Below are 16,113 nucleotides of genomic sequence, written 5' to 3'. Positions count from 1 at the left end.
GCCGGAGGTACCCGAGCCCAGGACAACCGAAACGCATTCGGGAGATCATCGGCTCGGGCCGCCAGAGCCGTAGCCCGGTCAGCGTCGGCCGAACATCGCCCGGATCGCGGCGAGCAGCAGCAGGGCGCCGACCACCAGGCCGAGCAGGCGTACGCCGGGGATGTCGGCCGGGCTCGTCGCGTCGGCCAGCAGTGCGGGTTCCATGCTCGAACTCTCCCCGGGGAGCGGCCCCTGAGGCAACTGTAAGGTTTATTGACTATTGAATCGCCCGGTGTGACCATGGCATGACCGCCTGCCGGTGGCGGTGCGCCGAGGGCGCGCGAGAGATGGGGTACGGGGGCCGCATGAGCGAGCGCAACCAGCGGGTCGACGGGGGCGCACCGTCGCCGGTGATGGACGAGGCGGCGCAGTGACCGCCACCTCCGGGCACCTTCCGGCGCTCGCCGCCGCCGTGCTGCAACCCGGCTTCGTCGGCACCACGCCACCGCCGTGGGTGTGCCGCTGGCTAGGCGAGGGTCTCGGCTCGGTGGTGCTCTTCGCCCGCAACGTCGTCGACACCGAGCAGGTGGCCGCGCTCACCGCGACGCTGCGCGCGGAACGGCCGGACATCATCGTGGCGATCGACGAGGAGGCCGGCGACGTCACCCGGCTGGAGTCCGTCCACGGCAGCTCCCGGCCCGGCAACTTCGCTCTCGGCGCGGTCGACGACCCGGCGCTGACCGAAGCCGTCGCCCGGGACCTCGGCGTCGAACTGGCCGCGGCCGGGGTCACCCTCAACTACGCCCCGGACGCCGACGTCAACTCCAACCCGGCGAACCCGGTGATCGGCGTCCGCTCCTTCGGCGCCGACCCGGCGCTCGTCGCGCGGCACACCGCCGCCTGGGTCCGCGGGCTCCAGGCCGGCGGCGTCGCGGCCTGCGCCAAACACTTCCCCGGGCACGGCGACACCCGGGTCGACTCCCACCACGACCTGCCCCGGATCACCGCCGACCGGGCCCGGCTGGACGCCTGCGAACTGGCCCCGTTCCGCGCCGCGGTGGCCGCCGGGGTGCAGGCGGTGATGACCGGCCACCTGCTGGTGCCCGCGCTCGACGCGCACCTGCCGGCGACACTGAGCCAGCGCATCCTGGGTGGGCTGCTCCGCGACGAACTGGGCTTCTCCGGCGTGGTGGTGACCGACGCGGTGGAGATGCGCGCGGTCGCCGACCGGTACGGCTTCGCCGGGGCGACGGTCCGGGCCCTCGCCGCCGGGGCCGACGCGATCTGCATCGGCGGCGAACGCGCCGACGAGCACGCCGCAGGTGAGCTGCGCGACGCCATCGTGGCCGCCGTGGTCTCCGGCGAGCTGCCCGAGGAGCGTCTCGCCGAGGCCGCCAAGCGCGTCGGTCAACTCGCCGCCTGGACAATGGCTGCCCGCAGCGACAGCGCGGCGGCGACGCGCGCCGCGACCGACGTCGGTCTGGTCGCCGCCCGCCGGGCCGTCCGGGTCACGGCGACCCGGGGCGCCACGGCCACGCTGCCCCTGACCCGGGCCGCACACGTCGTCGAGTTCGAGCCGCAGCGCAACATCGCCATCGGTGCCGAGACCCCCTGGGGCGTCGGCGGACCACTCGGCGAGCTGCTGCCCGGCACCAGCACGGTCCGCTACGCCGAACCCGACGTGCCGGCCGACCCGGGGGCCGGCGCGGGCACCCGTCCCCTGGTCCTGGTCGTCCGTGACCTGCACCGACACGACTGGATGGCCGCCGCCGTGCACCGCGCGCTCGCCGTCCGGCCGGACGCGGTGGTGGTCGAGCTGGGCGTGCCCGAGCTGGTCACCGGTGCGGTGCACCTGGCCACCCACGGCGCCACCCGGGCCAGCGGACAGGCCGCCGCAGAGGTGCTCACCGGCGCCCGCTGACAGTCCCGCCTACGCCAGGTCGACGACCAGGTCGGCGTACTCCGGGTGTTTGTCGATGAACGCGGCCATGAAGGGGCACTGCGGCACCAGCTTCGTGCCACGGGCGCGAAGCTGGTCCAGGGTGCCGCGGATCAGCGTGCCGCCCACCCCCTTGCCCTGGAAGCCCCGGTCCACCTCGGTGTGGGTGAAGACCAGGACCTCCCCGCGCGGCAGGTACGCGGTGAAGCCGGCAAGCGCGTCGTCGACAAGGATCTCGAAGCGGTGCTTCGCCGGGTTGTCCTCGACCAGGGTGCTCATCCGGCCATTGTCCCCGCGGCGTCGGCAAGCGCGTCGAGTTCGGCGAGCAACCGGTCCACCTCGTCGGCGGTGTTGTAGTGGTAGATGCTGGCCCGGACCGCGCCGCCGCTGTCGCGCAGACCCATCAGCTGGAAGTACTCGTAGGCGTAGTAGTCGCCGACCGAAAGGCAGAAGCCGGCGGCGCCCAACGCCTCCTGGGTGGCCGCCGGCGACCTGCCGGCGACCCGGAACGAGACCGTCGGGCAGCGCCGGGCAGGCGTTCCGTAGACGGTGACCGCCGGCCGCTGCGCCAGCCCGGTGAGCAGCCGGTCCAGCAGCGCCTCCTCGTGCGCCTGGGCGGCGGCCAGCCCGGCCCGCAGCCGCGCCCGCCGGTCCCCGACCGCGTCCGGGTCCAACCCCGCCAGGTGGTCCACCGCCGCCGTCACACCGGCGAGCAGCGGGAAGCTCGGTGTGCCGTACTCGAACCGGTCCGGCACCGCGTCCGACGACGGCACCAGCTTCGCCGGGCGCAGCGCCGCCCACCGGGCCGGGTCGGCCACCATTGCCGCCAGGTGCGGGCCGGACCACTTGTAGGCGCTGGTGACCAGCACGTCGGCACCGAGCGAGGCCAGGTCGGTCGGCCCGTGCGGAACCGAGTGCACCCCGTCGACACAGACCAACGCGCCGACCGCGTGCGCGGCCTTGGCGATCGCCGGCACGTCCGGCATGGTGCCGATGGCGTTGCTGCCGGCGGTCACCGCGACCAGCCGGGTCCGCTCACCGACCAGGTCCGCGTACTGGTCGGCGGGTAGCTCGCCGGTGCCCGGGTCGACCTCGGCCCAGCGCACCGTCGCGCCGGCCGCCTCGGCGGCCTGCACCCACGGCCGGATGTTCGCGTCGTGGTCGAGCCGGGACACCACCACCTCGTCACCCGGGCGCCAGGTCGCGCCGAGCGTGCGGGCCAGGGTGTACGTCAGCGCGGTCGCGCTCGGCCCGAGCACCACCCCGGCCGGGTCGGCGCCGAGCAGGTCGGCCACCGCCGAACGGGCCTCGGCCACCAGCTCCAACGACCGGCGCCCCGGTACGGAGGCGGCGCTGCGGTTGCCGACCGCCGACCGCATGGCGTCGGTGACCGCGTCGATCACACCCGCCGCGGTCTGGGTGCCACCGGCACCGTCGAAGTGGACGAAGCCCTCGGTCAGGGCGGGGTACGCGGCCCGGGTGCGGGCGATGTCGAACGGCATGTCCCGGACCATAGCCGGGGCCCGGCCCGCGCTCGCTGTCGCCTGGGCGTCGCGGGCGTCTCGTACCCTTGGCGGGGTGACGAACCGACCCGCCACCATGTCCATGCCCCCCGTCCGCCGCGCCGCCGGTCTCCTCGCCGGTCTGGCGCTCGGCCTCGCCGTGCTCGCCGGGTGCAGCTCCCAGGGCGCCTCCACCGACTGCGGGCTGGACGCCTGCACGGTCACCTTCGAGCGGGGTGTCGACGCGAGCACCACCATCCTGGGCGTCGAGGCCAAGCTGGTCGGCGCCGAGGGCGACCAGGTGACCGTCGAGGTCGCCGGCGAGCAGCTCACCCTGACCACCGGCCAGCAGGCCGCCGAGGCCGGAGGCTTCGCGGTCACCCTGGACAGCGTGACCGACCAGCAGGTCAAGATCCGCGTCTCGCGCAACCCGGGTAACTGACCCAGGCCGGGAGGCGGTGGCCGACGTTTGGAAATCGTCGGATTGGGAGATTGTGACGCCATGTCACTCACCCGTAGCGCGCAAGCCACCGCCTCCCGAACGGCGGACAGCCGGTGGCTGGAACTTCTCGCCCGGGCCGGCTTCATCGGCTACGGCATCGTCCACCTCCTCTTCGCCTGGTTGGCGTTGCAGATCGCGTTCGGCACGTCGTCCGACGACGGCGACCAGTCCGGCGCGCTGCGTACCCTCTCCGAGCAGCCCCTGGGCAAGTTCCTGGTCATCGCGGTCGCCGTCGGCCTGCTCGCGATGGCGATCTGGCAGGCGTTGGAGGCCGCCAGCGGGCACCGCGCCGAGCGCGGCAAGGAGCGGGTCATGGAACGGGTCGCCTCGGCGGGCCGGACCATCGTCTACCTCTACTTCGCCTGGACCGCGTTCAAGGTCTTCAAGGACGCCTCGTCGAACAGCGCCGACCAGCAGGAGGCGCTGACCGGCAAGCTGATGACCTCCAGCGGAGGCCGCTGGCTCGTCGGCCTGGCCGGTCTGGTGCTCGCCGCGATCGGCATCGGCCTGGTCATCTACGGCGCCCGCAAGAAGTTCGAGAAGCACCTGAAGACCGGTGAGATGAGCCCGAAGACCCGCCAGTTGGCCCGCCGACTCGGCATGGCCGGGTACATCGCCAAGGGCGTCGCGTACGGCATCTCCGGCCTGCTGATCATCGTCGCGGCGGTCAACTACGACCCGGAGAAGGCCCGTGGCCTGGACGCCGCGCTGCACACCCTGCGCGAGCAGTCGTACGGCACGTTCCTGCTCACCCTGGTCGCCCTCGGCATCGCCGCCTTCGGCGTCTACTGCTTCCTCCAGTCCCGGTACCGCAAGGTCTGAGCTGGTCGATTCTGAGGACGACGGGCACTCTTGGGCTTTTGCCCGGAGTGCCCGTCGTCTGATCGAAGGGAAGCACCGAAGCCGTGCAGAACTATCTCGAAACGGCCGTTGCCGCGCTCGTCGCGGCGGCGGTCGCCCTGTTCCTGGTCGAGGTCGTGCACCGGACGACCCGCCGATTCGGCCGCCGGTCACTGCTGCTGACCGAGTTGACCGAGCACGCACACCGCCCGTTCCAGGTCGCCGGGACGGTCCTGGCCGTGCAGTTCGCCGTCCGCTTCAGCACCGGGTACGCGGTCGGCGAGGGCTGGCGACGACTGCTGCTGCACCTGCTCATCCTCGGCGTCATCGCCACCACCGCCTGGCTGGTCGCCTCGCTGTTGATCGTCGTGGAGGACACGGCGCTGGCCCGGTTCCGAATCGACGTACCGGACAACCGGCACGCCCGACGCGTACGCACCCAGGTGGTGATGCTGCGCCGACTGACCATCGCGGTGATCGTCATCCTGACCGTCGGCGTGATGCTGATGACGTTCCCCAGCGTGCGGGGCATCGGCGCCGGTGTGCTGACCTCCGCCGGTGTGGTCGGTGTGGTGGCCGCGCTCGCCGCGCAGAGCCTGCTCGGCAACGTCTTCGCCGGCCTCCAACTCGCCTTCAGTGACGCCGTCCGGCTCGACGACGTGGTCGTCGTGGAGGGGGAGTGGGGTCGCATCGAGGAGCTGACCCTCAGCTACGTGGTGGTGCAGATCTGGGACGACCGCCGGTTGATCCTGCCCACCTCGTACTTCACCAGCAAGCCGTTCCAGAACTGGACGCGGACCGAGGCGGCGGTACTCGGCACCGCCGAGTTCGACGTGGACTGGGCGGTGCCGGTGCAGACCATGCGCGAGGAGTTGCGCCGCCTCTGCGAGGGCACCGAGCTGTGGGACGGCCGGGTCTGCGTCCTCCAGGTCACCGACGCCACCGGCGGGATGATCAAGGTGCGCGCGCTGGTGAGCGCCGCCGACGCGGGCAGCCTGTGGGATCTGCGCTGCCTCGTCCGGGAGCATCTGGTCGCCTGGATCCGGGACAACCGCCCGACGGCGATGCCCCGGATCCGCACCGAGCTGGGCGACTCCAACAGCAACCTCTCCTGGCAGTGGGTGCAGCCCAGGCGGCCGGCCCGGCGCCTGCCCGACACCGAGGCGCCCGACGACGCCCGTGTCTTCGGTGGCAGCGACGACGGCGACGCCCGCAGCGAAGCCTTCGTAGGCCCCGACGAATCCCGCCCCTGAAACCCCCACCCCCACCCCCACCCCTCGCCCGCCCCCCGCCCCCTCGCCCCCCCCGCCCCCTCGCCCCCCGCCCCCTCGCCCGCTCCCCCCATGCCCAGCCGCGTTGATCATGAAGTTATCGCCAAGACACGCCGACCCGGGCGGCAACAACTTCATGATCAACTGAGCTGCCCAAGCGCCCGGTCCCGCCGACCCGCGGTGATCAAGAGGTTTGCGTCACCGGGAGCCCGATTTCTGACGCAAACCTCTTGATCACCTTGGGGGGTGGGGGGTGGGGGTGGGGTGGGGTGGGGGGAGGGGTTGGGGGTCTGGGAGGTTTGGTTGCGGTTGGGTGGGGGATGTGCTGCCGGACGTCTCTGGCGTGATCGCGGTTGCTGGCCGCGTATCGGCGGCGCGGCGTCCGGACAACCGTGACGGTGAGCCGCTTGCCGCGCTTTAGGATTGACGAGCGGCGACTCCGGGCATACAGCGCGGTGATGAGGAAAGGAGGACAGCATGGCTGACGTGGCGAAAGCCCGCACATCCCAGAATGGGAGCGAGCCCTCCACCGCCGAGTTGGTGCAGCGGGCCACCGAGCAGATTTCCCGTCTCGTACGGGACGAACTGACGCTGGCCCGAGCGGAGTTGACCCAGAAGGGCAAGCACGCGGGCATCGGGATCGGCCTGTTCGGCGGCGGCGGCGCGCTCGCGTTCTTCGGCCTGGGTGCGTTTGTCGCCACGGCGATCCTGCTGCTCGACCTGGTGTTGCCCGCCTGGGCCGCGGCGCTGATCGTGGCGGTGGCCTGCTTCCTGGTGGCCGGCATCCTCGCCCTGGTGGGCAAGAAGCAGGTCAGTCGTGCCGTCCCGCCGGTTCCGGCGGCCACGGTCCGCAGCCTCCGGGCCGACATGGACACTGTCACCGCCGCGGTGAAGGACAGGGGGCGGCAATGACCGGCAACGGGACCGGCGACACGGAGGCGCTCCGCGAGGAGATCCGTCGTACCCGGGTCGAGTTGGGCGAGACGATGGAGGCGTTGGCCGCCAAGGCCGACGTCAAGGCCCGTCTCAAGGAGTCCGCCGAGCAGGCCAAGGAGCGGATGCGTGAGCAGGCGGCGCAGACCGTCGCCCGGGTTCGCGGGCAGGCCGCGCGGGGCGCCGGGGTGGCCCGGGCGCAGGCGTACGAGAAGGGCGAGTTGGTACGCGCACAGGCGTACGACAAGGGCGAGTTGGTGCGCCGCAACCCGGTGCCGTGGGCGGTCGTCGCGGCCGGTGCGGTGGCCACCGTGGTGGTGCTGATGATCGTGCGGGGGAGGCGTAGGTGAGCAAGAGTATCGGCAGGGTCGCGTACCGGCCGGTCGGCGTGTTGTTGGGTATCGCCGCAGGCACGGTGGCCGGGGCGATCTTCCGGCAGGTCTGGAAGGTCACCGCGGGCGACGGTGAGGCGCCGAACGCGACCGACGAGGATCGCGGCTGGGGCGAGATCCTGGCCGCGGCGGCGTTGCAGGGCGCGATCTTCGCGGTCGTCCGGGCCGCTGTGGACCGGGGCGGCGCGGTCGGCGTCCGCCGGATGACCGGCAGTTGGCCGGACTGACCAGCAGCGACTTCAGCCCCCTACCCGCATCGATGGGAAGGGGGCTTTCGCATGGCATTGGACGCCGCCCAGCGCACCTGAGGCATCCGTCAGGTCACATGTCGGAGAAATTCGTCGGGAAGGTCGTGACAGACTTTTTGCCTCCGTGATTTGCTGGTCCCCGCTGTTGCGAGATGGCGTGGGTTGAGAGAAGTCTCCTTCGTGGGGCCGCCTCAGGCACCGCTGCTCAAAAACGGCCAATCGGCCGGACGGCGTGCACGGCCGCCAGTTTTTAGAGGGAGATACACATGGCTCAGGGAACCGTGAAGTGGTTCAACGCTGACAAGGGCTTCGGCTTCATCACCGTCGATGGTGGGGGTGCTGACGTGTTCGTCCACTTCTCGGCCATCCAGACCAGCGGCTACCGCTCGCTGGAGGAGAACCAGCGGGTGGAGTTCGAGATTGCTCAGGGTCAGAAGGGCCCGCAGGCCGAGCAGGTTCGTCCCATCTGAGTGAGACTGGTCGGCCCCCGCCGGCCAGTGGGACGACCCGGCCAAGGGTCGCTGTGCAGCCCCGCATCCCGTTCGGGATGCGGGGCTTCGCGTAGGTAGGTACGCCCTCCCCAGTGGAGCAACCGCTCAGCGTCGACGCGAGCGTAGGCCGAACCAGAGCACCACCAGCCCGGCCAGCGCCACGACCGGGCCCAGCACCGCCCAGATCTTCTGGTCGGTCATCACGCTGCCGCTGACGTAGCCAAGGCCCTGGACCGTCCACACCGCCCCGATCACCACGGCCAGCAGGCCGAGGGTGAGCGCAAGCCAACCCCTCATCGCGTCCCCTCTCCGCCGCCCGGGGCGGCACGCCGACGTCCAGCATCGCGGGCCGGGCGGCGCGGCGCGAGCGCGGGTCACCACCTGTCGTGCACCTGCGGGCGGATCAACTCGTCGTAGGTGTCGCGTACGGCTGCCAACTGCTCTTCGGTGAGCGGGGACTGGGCCGCCACCGCGGCGTTGCGGCCGGCCTGCTCCGCGTCGCGTGCGCCGGGGATGACCACGGTGACGCCCGGCTGGTCCAACACCCAGCGCAGGGCGAACTGCGCCATGGTGCGGTCCGTGCCGACGAGCGGGGCCAGTCGGCGTACGGCGGCCAGGCCCCGGTCGAAGTCGACTCCGGAGAAGGTCTCCCCGACGTCGAAGGCAGCGCCGTGCCGGTTGTAGTTGCGGTGGTCGTCGGCGGGGAACTCGGTGTGCTCGTCGTAGCGGCCGGAGAGCAGGCCGCTGGCGAGCGGCACGCGGGCGATGATGCCGACACCGGCCGCCGCCGCGGCCGGCAGCACCTGCTCCAGGGGCTTGTGGCGGACCGCGTTGAGAATGATCTGGACGCTCGCCACGCCCGGCCGGGCGATCGCGGTGAGGGCCTGGTCGCAGGTCTCGACGCTGACCCCGTACCCGGCGATGGCCTTCTCGGCGACGAGGGTGTCCAGGCCGTCGAAGACCTCGTCGGAGGAGAAGACCTCGGTGGGCGGGCAGTGCAACTGGACCAGGTCCAGGGTGTCCATGCCCAGGTTGGTCCGGGAGCGGTCGGTCCACTGCCGGAAGTTGGCCAGGGTGTACGACTCCGGCACCTGCTCGACGCGGCGACCCATCTTGGTGGCGACGGTCAGCCCGGCGTCGGGTCGGGTTCGCAGGAAGCGGCCGATGAGCTGCTCGCTGCGGCCGTCGCCGTACACGTCGGCGGTGTCGAGGAAGGTGACCCCGGCGTCCACGGCGGCGGCGAGCACCGCCATCGCGTCGTCCTCGCTGACGGTGCCCCAGTCGGCGCCGAGTTGCCACGCGCCCAGGCCGACCGCGCCAACGGTCCGGCCGAGCCGGTTGAAGCTGCGCTGTTCCATGCCCCGAGCCTAGTGATCGGGTTGCCACCCTGCCAGGCGAGCCGTACCGTCAGCAGTACGAACGTACGGTTAAGGGGGCGGTCATGTGGGACCCGGCGACCTACCTGCGCTTCGGCGACGAACGGTCCCGGCCGTTCCACGACCTCCTCGCACGGATCCCCGCCGACCGACCCCGGCGGGTGGTCGACCTCGGCTGCGGCCCCGGCCAGCTCACCGCCGTCCTGGCCGAGCGCTGGCCGACGAGCCGGGTGCTCGGCCTGGACTCCTCACCCGACATGATCGAACGGGCGGTGGCCCTCGGTGCGCCTGTTGACTTCACGGTCGCCGACCTGCGCGACTGGGGTCCGGCCGGCGACGAGGACGTGGTGGTCAGCAACGCGGCACTGCAGTGGGTCCCCGGCCACCAGGAGCTGCTGCGCCGCTGGGCCGCCGAGCTGCCCACCGGCGCCTGGCTCGCCGTGCAGGTTCCCGGCAACTTCGCCGCCGACTCGCACCGCGCCCTGCGGGAGGTCGCCGACCGGCCGGCCTGGCGGGCTGACGTCGCCCCGCTGCTGCGCGCGGACCCGGTCGACGACCCGGCCGACTACGCGGCGCTGCTGACCGCCGCCGGCTGCGCGGTGGACGCCTGGGAGACTACCTACGTGCACCTGCTGCCGGCTCGACCCGCCGCCGAGCACCCGGTGCTGGCCTGGATGGAGGGCACGGCGCTGCGCCCGGTCCGGGCCGCGCTCGACGCCGCCGGCTGGTCCGCCTTCCGGGCCGAGCTGGGGGTACGGCTCACCGCGGCGTACCCGGTGCGGCAGGGTCAGGTGTACTTCCCGTTCCGCCGCGTCTTCGTCGTCGCCCGCACCGGCGACCATGACCTCGTCGCCCGCACCGGCGACCATGACCAGGAGAACCCGTGACCGACCTGCCCACTTTCATCGCCGGCCTGCCCAAGGTGGAGCTGCACGTGCACCACGTCGGCTCCGCCTCGCCCCGGATCGTCGCCGAGTTGGCCGCCCGCCACCAGGGGCGTACCCCCGTGCCCGCCGACCCGGACGCGCTCGCCAGCTACTTCGAGTTCCGCGACTTCGCCCACTTCGTCGAGGTGTACCTGAGCGTGGTCGACCTCATCCGCGACCCGGAGGACGTCTGGATCCTCACCCACGAGGTGGCCCGGGAGCTGGCCCGCCAACAGGTCCGCTACGCGGAGCTGACCATCACCCCGTACTCGCACGTCCGACGGGGCATCCCCGCGCCGGCGTTCTGCGAGGCGATCGAGGACGCCCGCAAGCGCGCCCTGGCCGACTTCGGCATCGAGCTGCGCTGGTGCTTCGACATCCCCGGCGAGGCCGGCCTGCCGGCAGCCGAGGAGACGCTGCGCATCGCGCTCGACGAGCACCCCGACGGGCTGGTCAGTTTCGGTCTGGGTGGCCCGGAGATCGGCGTACCCAGACCGCAGTTCCGCCCCTACTTCGACCAGGCCCGCGCGGCCGGGCTGCGCTCGGTGCCGCACGCCGGCGAGACCACCGGGCCGCAGACGATCTGGGACGCGCTGAACGAGCTGGGCGCCGAGCGGATCGGGCACGGCATCTCCGCCGCGCAGGATCCGGAGCTGCTGACCCACCTGGCCGAGCGGCAGATCGCACTGGAGGTCTGCCCGACGTCCAACCTGCGGACCCGGGCGGTGGCCACCCTCGACGAGCACCCGTTGCCCCGGCTCGTCGAGGCCGGGCTGCTGGTCACCATCAACTCCGACGACCCGCCGATGTTCGGCACCACCCTCAACGACGAGTACGCGGTGGCGGCCCGCCTGCTCGGTGTTGGCGCCGAGGGGGTGGCCGGGCTGGCCCGCAACGCGGTCACCGCGTCCTTCCTCGACGCCGCCGGCAAGCAGCGGATCACCGCCGAGATCGACGCGTACCTCGCCACCGCCGGCTGAGCTTGTCGACGCGGCAGTCACCTCGGCGAGCTGGGCGCGCGGCGGGAGCGTGGGTGTGGGGGGACCTGTGACTCCCGCCGCGCGCGCGACTCCACCGGCCGTGGGTGCGCGGTGCGCTCGGCCGGGGGACTGGTGGGTTCGCGTTGTGATCCTGTCAGTTCGCAGCCGATCCAACGCGGTCGTTAACCGCGATCTAAGGAAGACTTGCGCCGGCGCAAAACCGGCCCCGTCAGTCGTCGGTGGGGCGTTGGCGGGGCCACCGGCGCCCACTGGCCTTCGTGTCCCGGGCGTCGCGGGCCATCCGACCGACCAGACCGAAGCGGCTGACCTGCCGGGGCGTCGCCTCCGGGTCGGCGAGCAGCATCACCACGCTGGCCCCGCCCAACCGGGCGCGGTCGATGCTCACCGAACCGTTGGCCTGCAACGCCACCCGCTTGGCGATGTCCAGACCGAGCCCGGTCGAGCCCTGGTCGCTGGCACCCCGGCGCAGTGCCCGGTCCGGGTTGGCGATGCCCGGGCCGGCGTCGTCGATCCGGATCGCCACGTAACCGTCACGCCGGGACACGGCCACCTCGAACGCGGTGCCCTGCGGGGTGTAGCGGAAGACGTTGCCGATCACCGCGTCCAGCGCGGCGGCCAGCTCGGCCCGTGGCACCGGCGCCGGGATGCGCAACTGTGCCCCGTTGACCCGGTGCGGCCGATTCTGGTCTCCGGCCAACGCCGCCCAGAACACCATCCGGTCCCGGACCACCTCGCTGACGTCGCACATCGCCGGCCCGGCCTCGTGCGCGACCGCCTTGCGGGTGGTCTTGATCAGCACGTCGATCTCACCCTCCAGGGTGACGATCGCCTGCCGGATCCGCCGGATCCCGCGCAGCCGGTCCAACTCCGCCGGGCTGAAGGAACCCACACTCGTGTCGTCGGATTCCAACGCCTCGGCGTCCAACCGCAGCACCGTCAACGGGGTACGCAGCCGGTGCGACAGGTCGGCCACCAACTCCCGCTCGTCGGTGCGGGCGGCGTCCAGCCGGTCGGCCATCCGGTTGAAGGCGTACCCGGCCTCGGCCAGCTCGCGGGGACCGGTCGGCTCGACGCGTACGCCGAGGTCGCCGTCGCCCACCGAGAGCGCGGCCTTGACCAGACCCCGGGTCGCGTCCACCGCGCGGGCGGCGACCCGGTCGACCACCAACACCGCCGCGCCGGCCATCGCCGCACCGACCGCGAACAGCAGCAGCCAGGTGCCGCCGGCGCCCTCGCCGAGCGTGGACTCCGGTAGGAACACCTCGACGACCGCGGTCCGGTCACCGAGGACCACCGGATCGAGCCGGGCCACACCCCCGTCGACGTCGACGAGCAACGACTGGCGCTCGGCGCGGGCCCGGTCCAGGTCGCCGCCGCTGGCGCGACCGGCCGACTCGTCCAGCCCCAACCCGTGCACCACGGGGCGGGTGGGGGCACCCTCGGCGCTTGCCACCACGGCACGCTCGACGACCGCCGGGTCGGTGCTGACCGCCAGCGCGCCGGTCACCAGCGCGCTGCGCCGCGCGGCGTCGGCGATCGCCTCGTTGCGGCTCTGCTCGCGCAGGCTGAGCCCGAGCGGGATCAGGAACGCGAGCGCCACGAGACTGCACATGCCGGCCGTGAGCAGGGCCAGCGCCGTCCTCAGTCCGGTGCTACCAGCCGGAATCCCACCCCCCGCACGGTGCGCAGGTAGCGCGGCTTCGCCGCGGACTCGCCCATCTTTCTGCGGAGCCAGTACAGGTGAACGTCGATGGTCTGGTCCTCGCCGACCGATGGCTGCCGCCATACCTCCTCCAAGAGTTCCCGGCGGGACACTACCCGCCCAGGCCGTGCGGCGAGATACGCCAACAGGTCGAATTCCTTGCGGGTCAGCGCCAGCGGCTCCCCGTCGAGTTGGGCGCTGCGCTCGCCCACGTCCACCCGCAGCCCGCCGACACTGTGCACGGCGGGCTGCACGGACCGACTGGCCCGCCCGGCCCGCCGCAGCACGGTGGTGATCCGGGCATCGAGGTGCGCCCCGGTGAACGGCTTGACCATGTAGTCGTCGGCGCCGGCGCGCAGCAGCTTGACGACCGACTGCTCGTCGTCGCGGGCAGTGGCGATGATGATCGGAACATCGGTGATTCCGCGCAGCATCCGCAGCGCGTCCGAGCCGTCCAGGTCGGGCAGGCCGAGGTCGAGCACCACCAGGTCGGGTGTCTCCGCGGCCACCCGACGCAGCGCGTCCAACGCCGTGCCCACGGCGTGCACGGCATGCCCCCGGTCGGTGAGGGACCGCAGCATCGCGCCGCGTACGACGTGATCGTCTTCGACCAGGAGCACGGAGGCCACGACAAGACCGTACTTGGCCTGGCAAGTTGATCGCGTTGCGACGTGCCTGGGGACCGGGCAAGCTGGTACGACGATGTCGTTCACCCTGTTCGCCGATGCCCGCCTGGCGCTCGCCCGGGACAGCCTCGCCGGTCTCTCCACCGGCGACGCGCTCGGCGCACGGTATTTCCTGTCGGGGCCGGCACCCCTGGATCTCGCCGCCGAGGCCCTGCCCCCGGGGCCCTGGGAGTGGACCGACGACACCGAGATGGCCTGCTCGGTCTTCGCCGAAATGGCCGACTCCAGCGGCGTCGACCGGGACCGGCTGGCCCTCGCCTTCGCCGAGCGGTGTACGGCGGGCCGGGGCTACGGCGCGGGCGCGATGCTGATCCTGGAGCTGATCCGCACCGGCACCCCGTGGCCGGTGGCAGCCGCCTCCGCCTTCGACGGGCAGGGTTCCTGCGGTAACGGTGCGGCGATGCGGGTCGGCCCGCTGGGCGCGTACTTCGCCGACTCGACCGCGCGCGCCGCCGCCCAGGCCCGCGCCAGCGCCGAGGTGACGCACGCGCACCCGGAGGGGATCACCGGCGCGGTCGCGGTCGCCGTCGCCGCCGCGCTCGCCGCCCGGGCCCGGCTCGACGGGCACCGGCCGGCCCCGCAGCGGCTGCTCGCCGAGATCGCCGCCGCGCTCGACCCGGGCACCGAGGTGCACCGGGGCGTACATCGGGCGTCCGGGCTGCTCGGCCGGCCGCTGCCCCGGGTGGTGTCGGCGCTCGGCAACGGCTCCCGGGTGACCGCCCAGGACACCGTGGGGTTCACCCTCTGGGTGGCCGCCACCCACCTCGACGACTATCCGTCGGCGATCGAGACGTGCGTACGGGCCGGCGGGGACGTGGACACCACGGCGGCCATCGCGGGAGCGGTGGTGGCGGCGCACACCGGCGTCGGTACCCCGGGCGGGGTGCCCGAGGAGTGGCTGGCCGCCCGCGAACCGCTCCCCGCCTGGCTGCCCTGACCACCCGGGGCTCCCCCGCGCGGCTCACCCCTGTGCGGCCTGCCCCCGTGCGGCGTGCCCCCGTGCGGCCTGCCCTCGTGCGGCGTGCCCTCGTGCGGCGTGCCCCCGTGCGGCCTGCCCCCGCGCGGCCTGCCCCCGCGCGGCCTGCCCCCGCGCGGCCTGCCCCCGCGCGGCCTGCCCCCGTGCGGCCTGCCCCCGTGCGGCGTGCCCTGCGGTGGCGCTGCCCACGATCAACTCGGCCTCCTGCACATCGGGCTGTCCGGGCGGCGGGGATGCCGCGGTTTCTGGGAAGCCGAGTGGATCACCGCGAGATCGGGCTGTCCGGGCGGCGGGGATGCCGCGGTTTCCGGGAAGCCGAGTGGATCACCGCGATGCAGCGGACACAGCGGGCTGCGGGTCGGCGGGCTGCGGGTCGGCGGGCGTCGGGTCGGTCGGTGCCCGGTGGGCGGTCGTTGCGGTCTCGTCCGCGTGGCCGGTTGTCTCGGTGGGTGTCGTGGCGTCGTTCGCGGGGCCACCCGCCGTGGAGGGCTCTGCGGTCTTGTCCGTGCGACCGGTTATCTCGGCCAGCGTCGCGACCTCGTGCGGGTCGCCGGTCACCTCGGCCAGCGCGGTGGCCTCGTCCGGGTTGCGTCGGCGCCACCGGCTGACCAGCCAACCGATCGTCGCGCCACCGCCCAGCCCGGCCAGCAGCCCGGCGGCCAACATCCCGTCGGCGTTGCCGGCGTCCTCGTCGGTGTCGCCCGCTCGGGAGAGCGGTCCCGTGTCGACACCGCTGGCCTCGCCGGCCGGCCCGCCGGCGGCCGGCGCGTGGCCACCGCCGTGCGCTGCCGGTCCGCCGGCGCCCGGTGCGGCCGGCAGCAGGCTGAGCGCCGGTGCCCGGTGCGGCCCGGAGGCGTCCGCCCACCGGACCACAGTGCCGTCGGCGTACGTCTGGACGACCTCGAAGGTGAGCCGCTCGGTCTGCGGCATCGGCCCCATGGAGAGCGCCAACCGGGCCGGCCCCGGCTCGCTCGCACCGACCCGGACCCAGGTCACCGCTGTGGTCACCGTGCTCACCCCGGAGGAGTGGATGCCGGGCAACGGCTTGTCCAGGGTGCGGGAGCTGAGCCGGGGCGCCCAGCCGTCCACCGACATGGGGTAGACCTCGGCGATCGGCGCGTCGGCGGGCAGCCGGATCTCGATCTGCTTGGTCTTCGTGCCGGCCCGCTCCTCCGGGACGCTGAACTCCAGCCGTACCGCCTCGCCCTGTCGGGCCTCGGTCGGGGTGGTGGTCAGGTCCGCCGCGTACGCCGCGCCCGGCCAGAGCAGCAGCCCAGCGGCGGTCACCGCGGTCGCCGCCACGATCCGCCGCCGACGGCCACCGCCGTACGTGCTCGCCATCTCGTGCC

20 protein-coding genes are annotated in these 16,113 nt (G+C 73.1%); 12 read left to right on the top strand and 8 right to left on the bottom strand.

The features are described from left to right. Window positions 1-78: 78 nt before the first annotated feature. Window positions 79-204, bottom strand: a complete 126-nt coding sequence (locus AB0C15_RS06895; protein ID WP_357006270.1) for a hypothetical protein — start codon at window positions 202-204, stop codon at window positions 79-81. Window positions 205-284: 80 nt separating this feature from the next. Here AB0C15_RS06895 and AB0C15_RS06890 point away from each other — a divergent pair, with 80 nt between their 5' ends. Together AB0C15_RS06890 and AB0C15_RS06885 are read left to right on the top strand one after the other, a co-directional pair. After that, window positions 285-413 (top strand): hypothetical protein, encoded by a 129-nt coding sequence (locus AB0C15_RS06890; RefSeq protein ID WP_357349478.1) that lies wholly within the window; start codon window positions 285-287, stop codon window positions 411-413. Continuing rightward, window positions 410-1,900 (top strand): glycoside hydrolase family 3 N-terminal domain-containing protein, encoded by a 1,491-nt coding sequence (locus tag AB0C15_RS06885; RefSeq protein ID WP_357349476.1) that lies wholly within the window; start codon window positions 410-412, stop codon window positions 1,898-1,900. The genes AB0C15_RS06890 and AB0C15_RS06885 overlap by 4 nt, the downstream gene beginning before the upstream one ends. 9 nt (window positions 1,901-1,909) lie before the next feature. Here the strand turns inward: AB0C15_RS06885 and AB0C15_RS06880 are convergent, their stop codons facing one another. Further along, entirely contained in the window at window positions 1,910-2,197 is a 288-nt protein-coding gene (locus tag AB0C15_RS06880) for a GNAT family N-acetyltransferase (protein ID WP_357349474.1), read from the bottom strand. Then, window positions 2,194-3,420: a cysteine desulfurase-like protein gene (locus tag AB0C15_RS06875; protein WP_357349472.1), complete on the bottom strand. Its 1,227-nt coding sequence runs from the start codon at window positions 3,418-3,420 to the stop codon at window positions 2,194-2,196. Before AB0C15_RS06875 ends, AB0C15_RS06880 begins: the two co-directional genes overlap by 4 nt. A gap of 97 nt (window positions 3,421-3,517) precedes the next feature. On the opposite strand from AB0C15_RS06875, the gene AB0C15_RS06870 reads away from it, so the two are divergent. The 7 genes from AB0C15_RS06870 (at window position 3,518) to AB0C15_RS06840 (ending at window position 8,076) form a co-directional block, all read left to right on the top strand. Beyond that, window positions 3,518-3,862 carry a hypothetical protein gene (locus AB0C15_RS06870; RefSeq protein WP_357349877.1) on the top strand — a complete coding sequence of 115 codons (345 nt, stop codon included), beginning with the start codon at window positions 3,518-3,520 and terminating at the stop codon, window positions 3,860-3,862. A gap of 60 nt (window positions 3,863-3,922) precedes the next feature. After that, entirely contained in the window at window positions 3,923-4,744 is an 822-nt protein-coding gene (locus AB0C15_RS06865; protein WP_357349470.1) for a DUF1206 domain-containing protein, read from the top strand. Window positions 4,745-4,827: 83 nt separating this feature from the next. Next, window positions 4,828-6,015, top strand: coding sequence for a mechanosensitive ion channel family protein (locus tag AB0C15_RS06860; protein WP_357349468.1), 1,188 nt, complete (start codon window positions 4,828-4,830; stop codon window positions 6,013-6,015). 495 nt (window positions 6,016-6,510) lie between these two features. After that, entirely contained in the window at window positions 6,511-6,945 is a 435-nt protein-coding gene (locus AB0C15_RS06855) for a phage holin family protein (RefSeq protein ID WP_357349466.1), read from the top strand. Next, window positions 6,942-7,316: a DUF3618 domain-containing protein gene (locus AB0C15_RS06850; protein WP_357349464.1), complete on the top strand. Its 375-nt coding sequence runs from the start codon at window positions 6,942-6,944 to the stop codon at window positions 7,314-7,316. The genes AB0C15_RS06855 and AB0C15_RS06850 overlap by 4 nt, the downstream gene beginning before the upstream one ends. Next, window positions 7,313-7,585 (top strand): DUF4235 domain-containing protein, encoded by a 273-nt coding sequence (locus AB0C15_RS06845; RefSeq protein ID WP_130400249.1) that lies wholly within the window; start codon window positions 7,313-7,315, stop codon window positions 7,583-7,585. The genes AB0C15_RS06850 and AB0C15_RS06845 overlap by 4 nt, the downstream gene beginning before the upstream one ends. Before the next feature lie 287 nt (window positions 7,586-7,872). After that, window positions 7,873-8,076, top strand: coding sequence for a cold-shock protein (locus tag AB0C15_RS06840; protein ID WP_030338233.1), 204 nt, complete (start codon window positions 7,873-7,875; stop codon window positions 8,074-8,076). Between the two features lie 126 nt (window positions 8,077-8,202). Here the strand turns inward: AB0C15_RS06840 and AB0C15_RS06835 are convergent, their stop codons facing one another. Beyond that, window positions 8,203-8,394, bottom strand: a complete 192-nt coding sequence (locus tag AB0C15_RS06835; RefSeq protein WP_357349462.1) for a hypothetical protein — start codon at window positions 8,392-8,394, stop codon at window positions 8,203-8,205. A 77-nt stretch (window positions 8,395-8,471) separates the two neighbouring features. Continuing rightward, the gene (locus AB0C15_RS06830) at window positions 8,472-9,455 is read right to left on the bottom strand and encodes an aldo/keto reductase (protein WP_357349460.1); all 984 of its coding nucleotides are present in this window, start codon (window positions 9,453-9,455) and stop codon (window positions 8,472-8,474) included. Window positions 9,456-9,538: 83 nt separating this feature from the next. Between AB0C15_RS06830 and AB0C15_RS06825 the strand changes: the two genes are divergently transcribed. Together AB0C15_RS06825 and AB0C15_RS06820 are read left to right on the top strand one after the other, a co-directional pair. After that, window positions 9,539-10,360 (top strand): trans-aconitate 2-methyltransferase, encoded by an 822-nt coding sequence (locus AB0C15_RS06825; RefSeq protein ID WP_357349459.1) that lies wholly within the window; start codon window positions 9,539-9,541, stop codon window positions 10,358-10,360. Beyond that, on the top strand, window positions 10,357-11,379 hold the full coding sequence (locus AB0C15_RS06820; protein WP_357349457.1) for an adenosine deaminase: 1,023 nt from the start codon (window positions 10,357-10,359) through the stop codon (window positions 11,377-11,379). The genes AB0C15_RS06825 and AB0C15_RS06820 overlap by 4 nt, the downstream gene beginning before the upstream one ends. 229 nt (window positions 11,380-11,608) lie before the next feature. On the opposite strand, the gene AB0C15_RS06815 is transcribed toward AB0C15_RS06820, so the two are convergent. Both AB0C15_RS06815 and AB0C15_RS06810 read right to left on the bottom strand, forming a co-directional pair. Beyond that, window positions 11,609-13,012, bottom strand: coding sequence for a HAMP domain-containing sensor histidine kinase (locus AB0C15_RS06815; RefSeq protein WP_357349455.1), 1,404 nt, complete (start codon window positions 13,010-13,012; stop codon window positions 11,609-11,611). Between the two features lie 29 nt (window positions 13,013-13,041). Next, on the bottom strand, window positions 13,042-13,731 hold the full coding sequence (locus AB0C15_RS06810) for a response regulator transcription factor (protein WP_091401712.1): 690 nt from the start codon (window positions 13,729-13,731) through the stop codon (window positions 13,042-13,044). A 73-nt stretch (window positions 13,732-13,804) separates the two neighbouring features. Here AB0C15_RS06810 and AB0C15_RS06805 point away from each other — a divergent pair, with 73 nt between their 5' ends. Next, on the top strand, window positions 13,805-14,725 hold the full coding sequence (locus tag AB0C15_RS06805) for an ADP-ribosylglycohydrolase family protein (protein WP_357349453.1): 921 nt from the start codon (window positions 13,805-13,807) through the stop codon (window positions 14,723-14,725). Window positions 14,726-15,088: 363 nt separating this feature from the next. Here AB0C15_RS06805 and AB0C15_RS06800 read toward each other — a convergent pair whose 3' ends face one another. Continuing rightward, window positions 15,089-16,105, bottom strand: coding sequence for a DUF1775 domain-containing protein (locus AB0C15_RS06800; protein ID WP_357349451.1), 1,017 nt, complete (start codon window positions 16,103-16,105; stop codon window positions 15,089-15,091). Window positions 16,106-16,113 lie beyond the last annotated feature (8 nt).

The organism is Micromonospora sp. NPDC048835, from assembly GCF_040649995.1.
Classification (GTDB): Bacteria; Actinomycetota; Actinomycetes; order Mycobacteriales; family Micromonosporaceae; genus Micromonospora.
The sequence above is the reverse complement of the archived record's forward strand: the minus strand, read 5'-3'. Positions and strand labels throughout refer to the sequence as shown.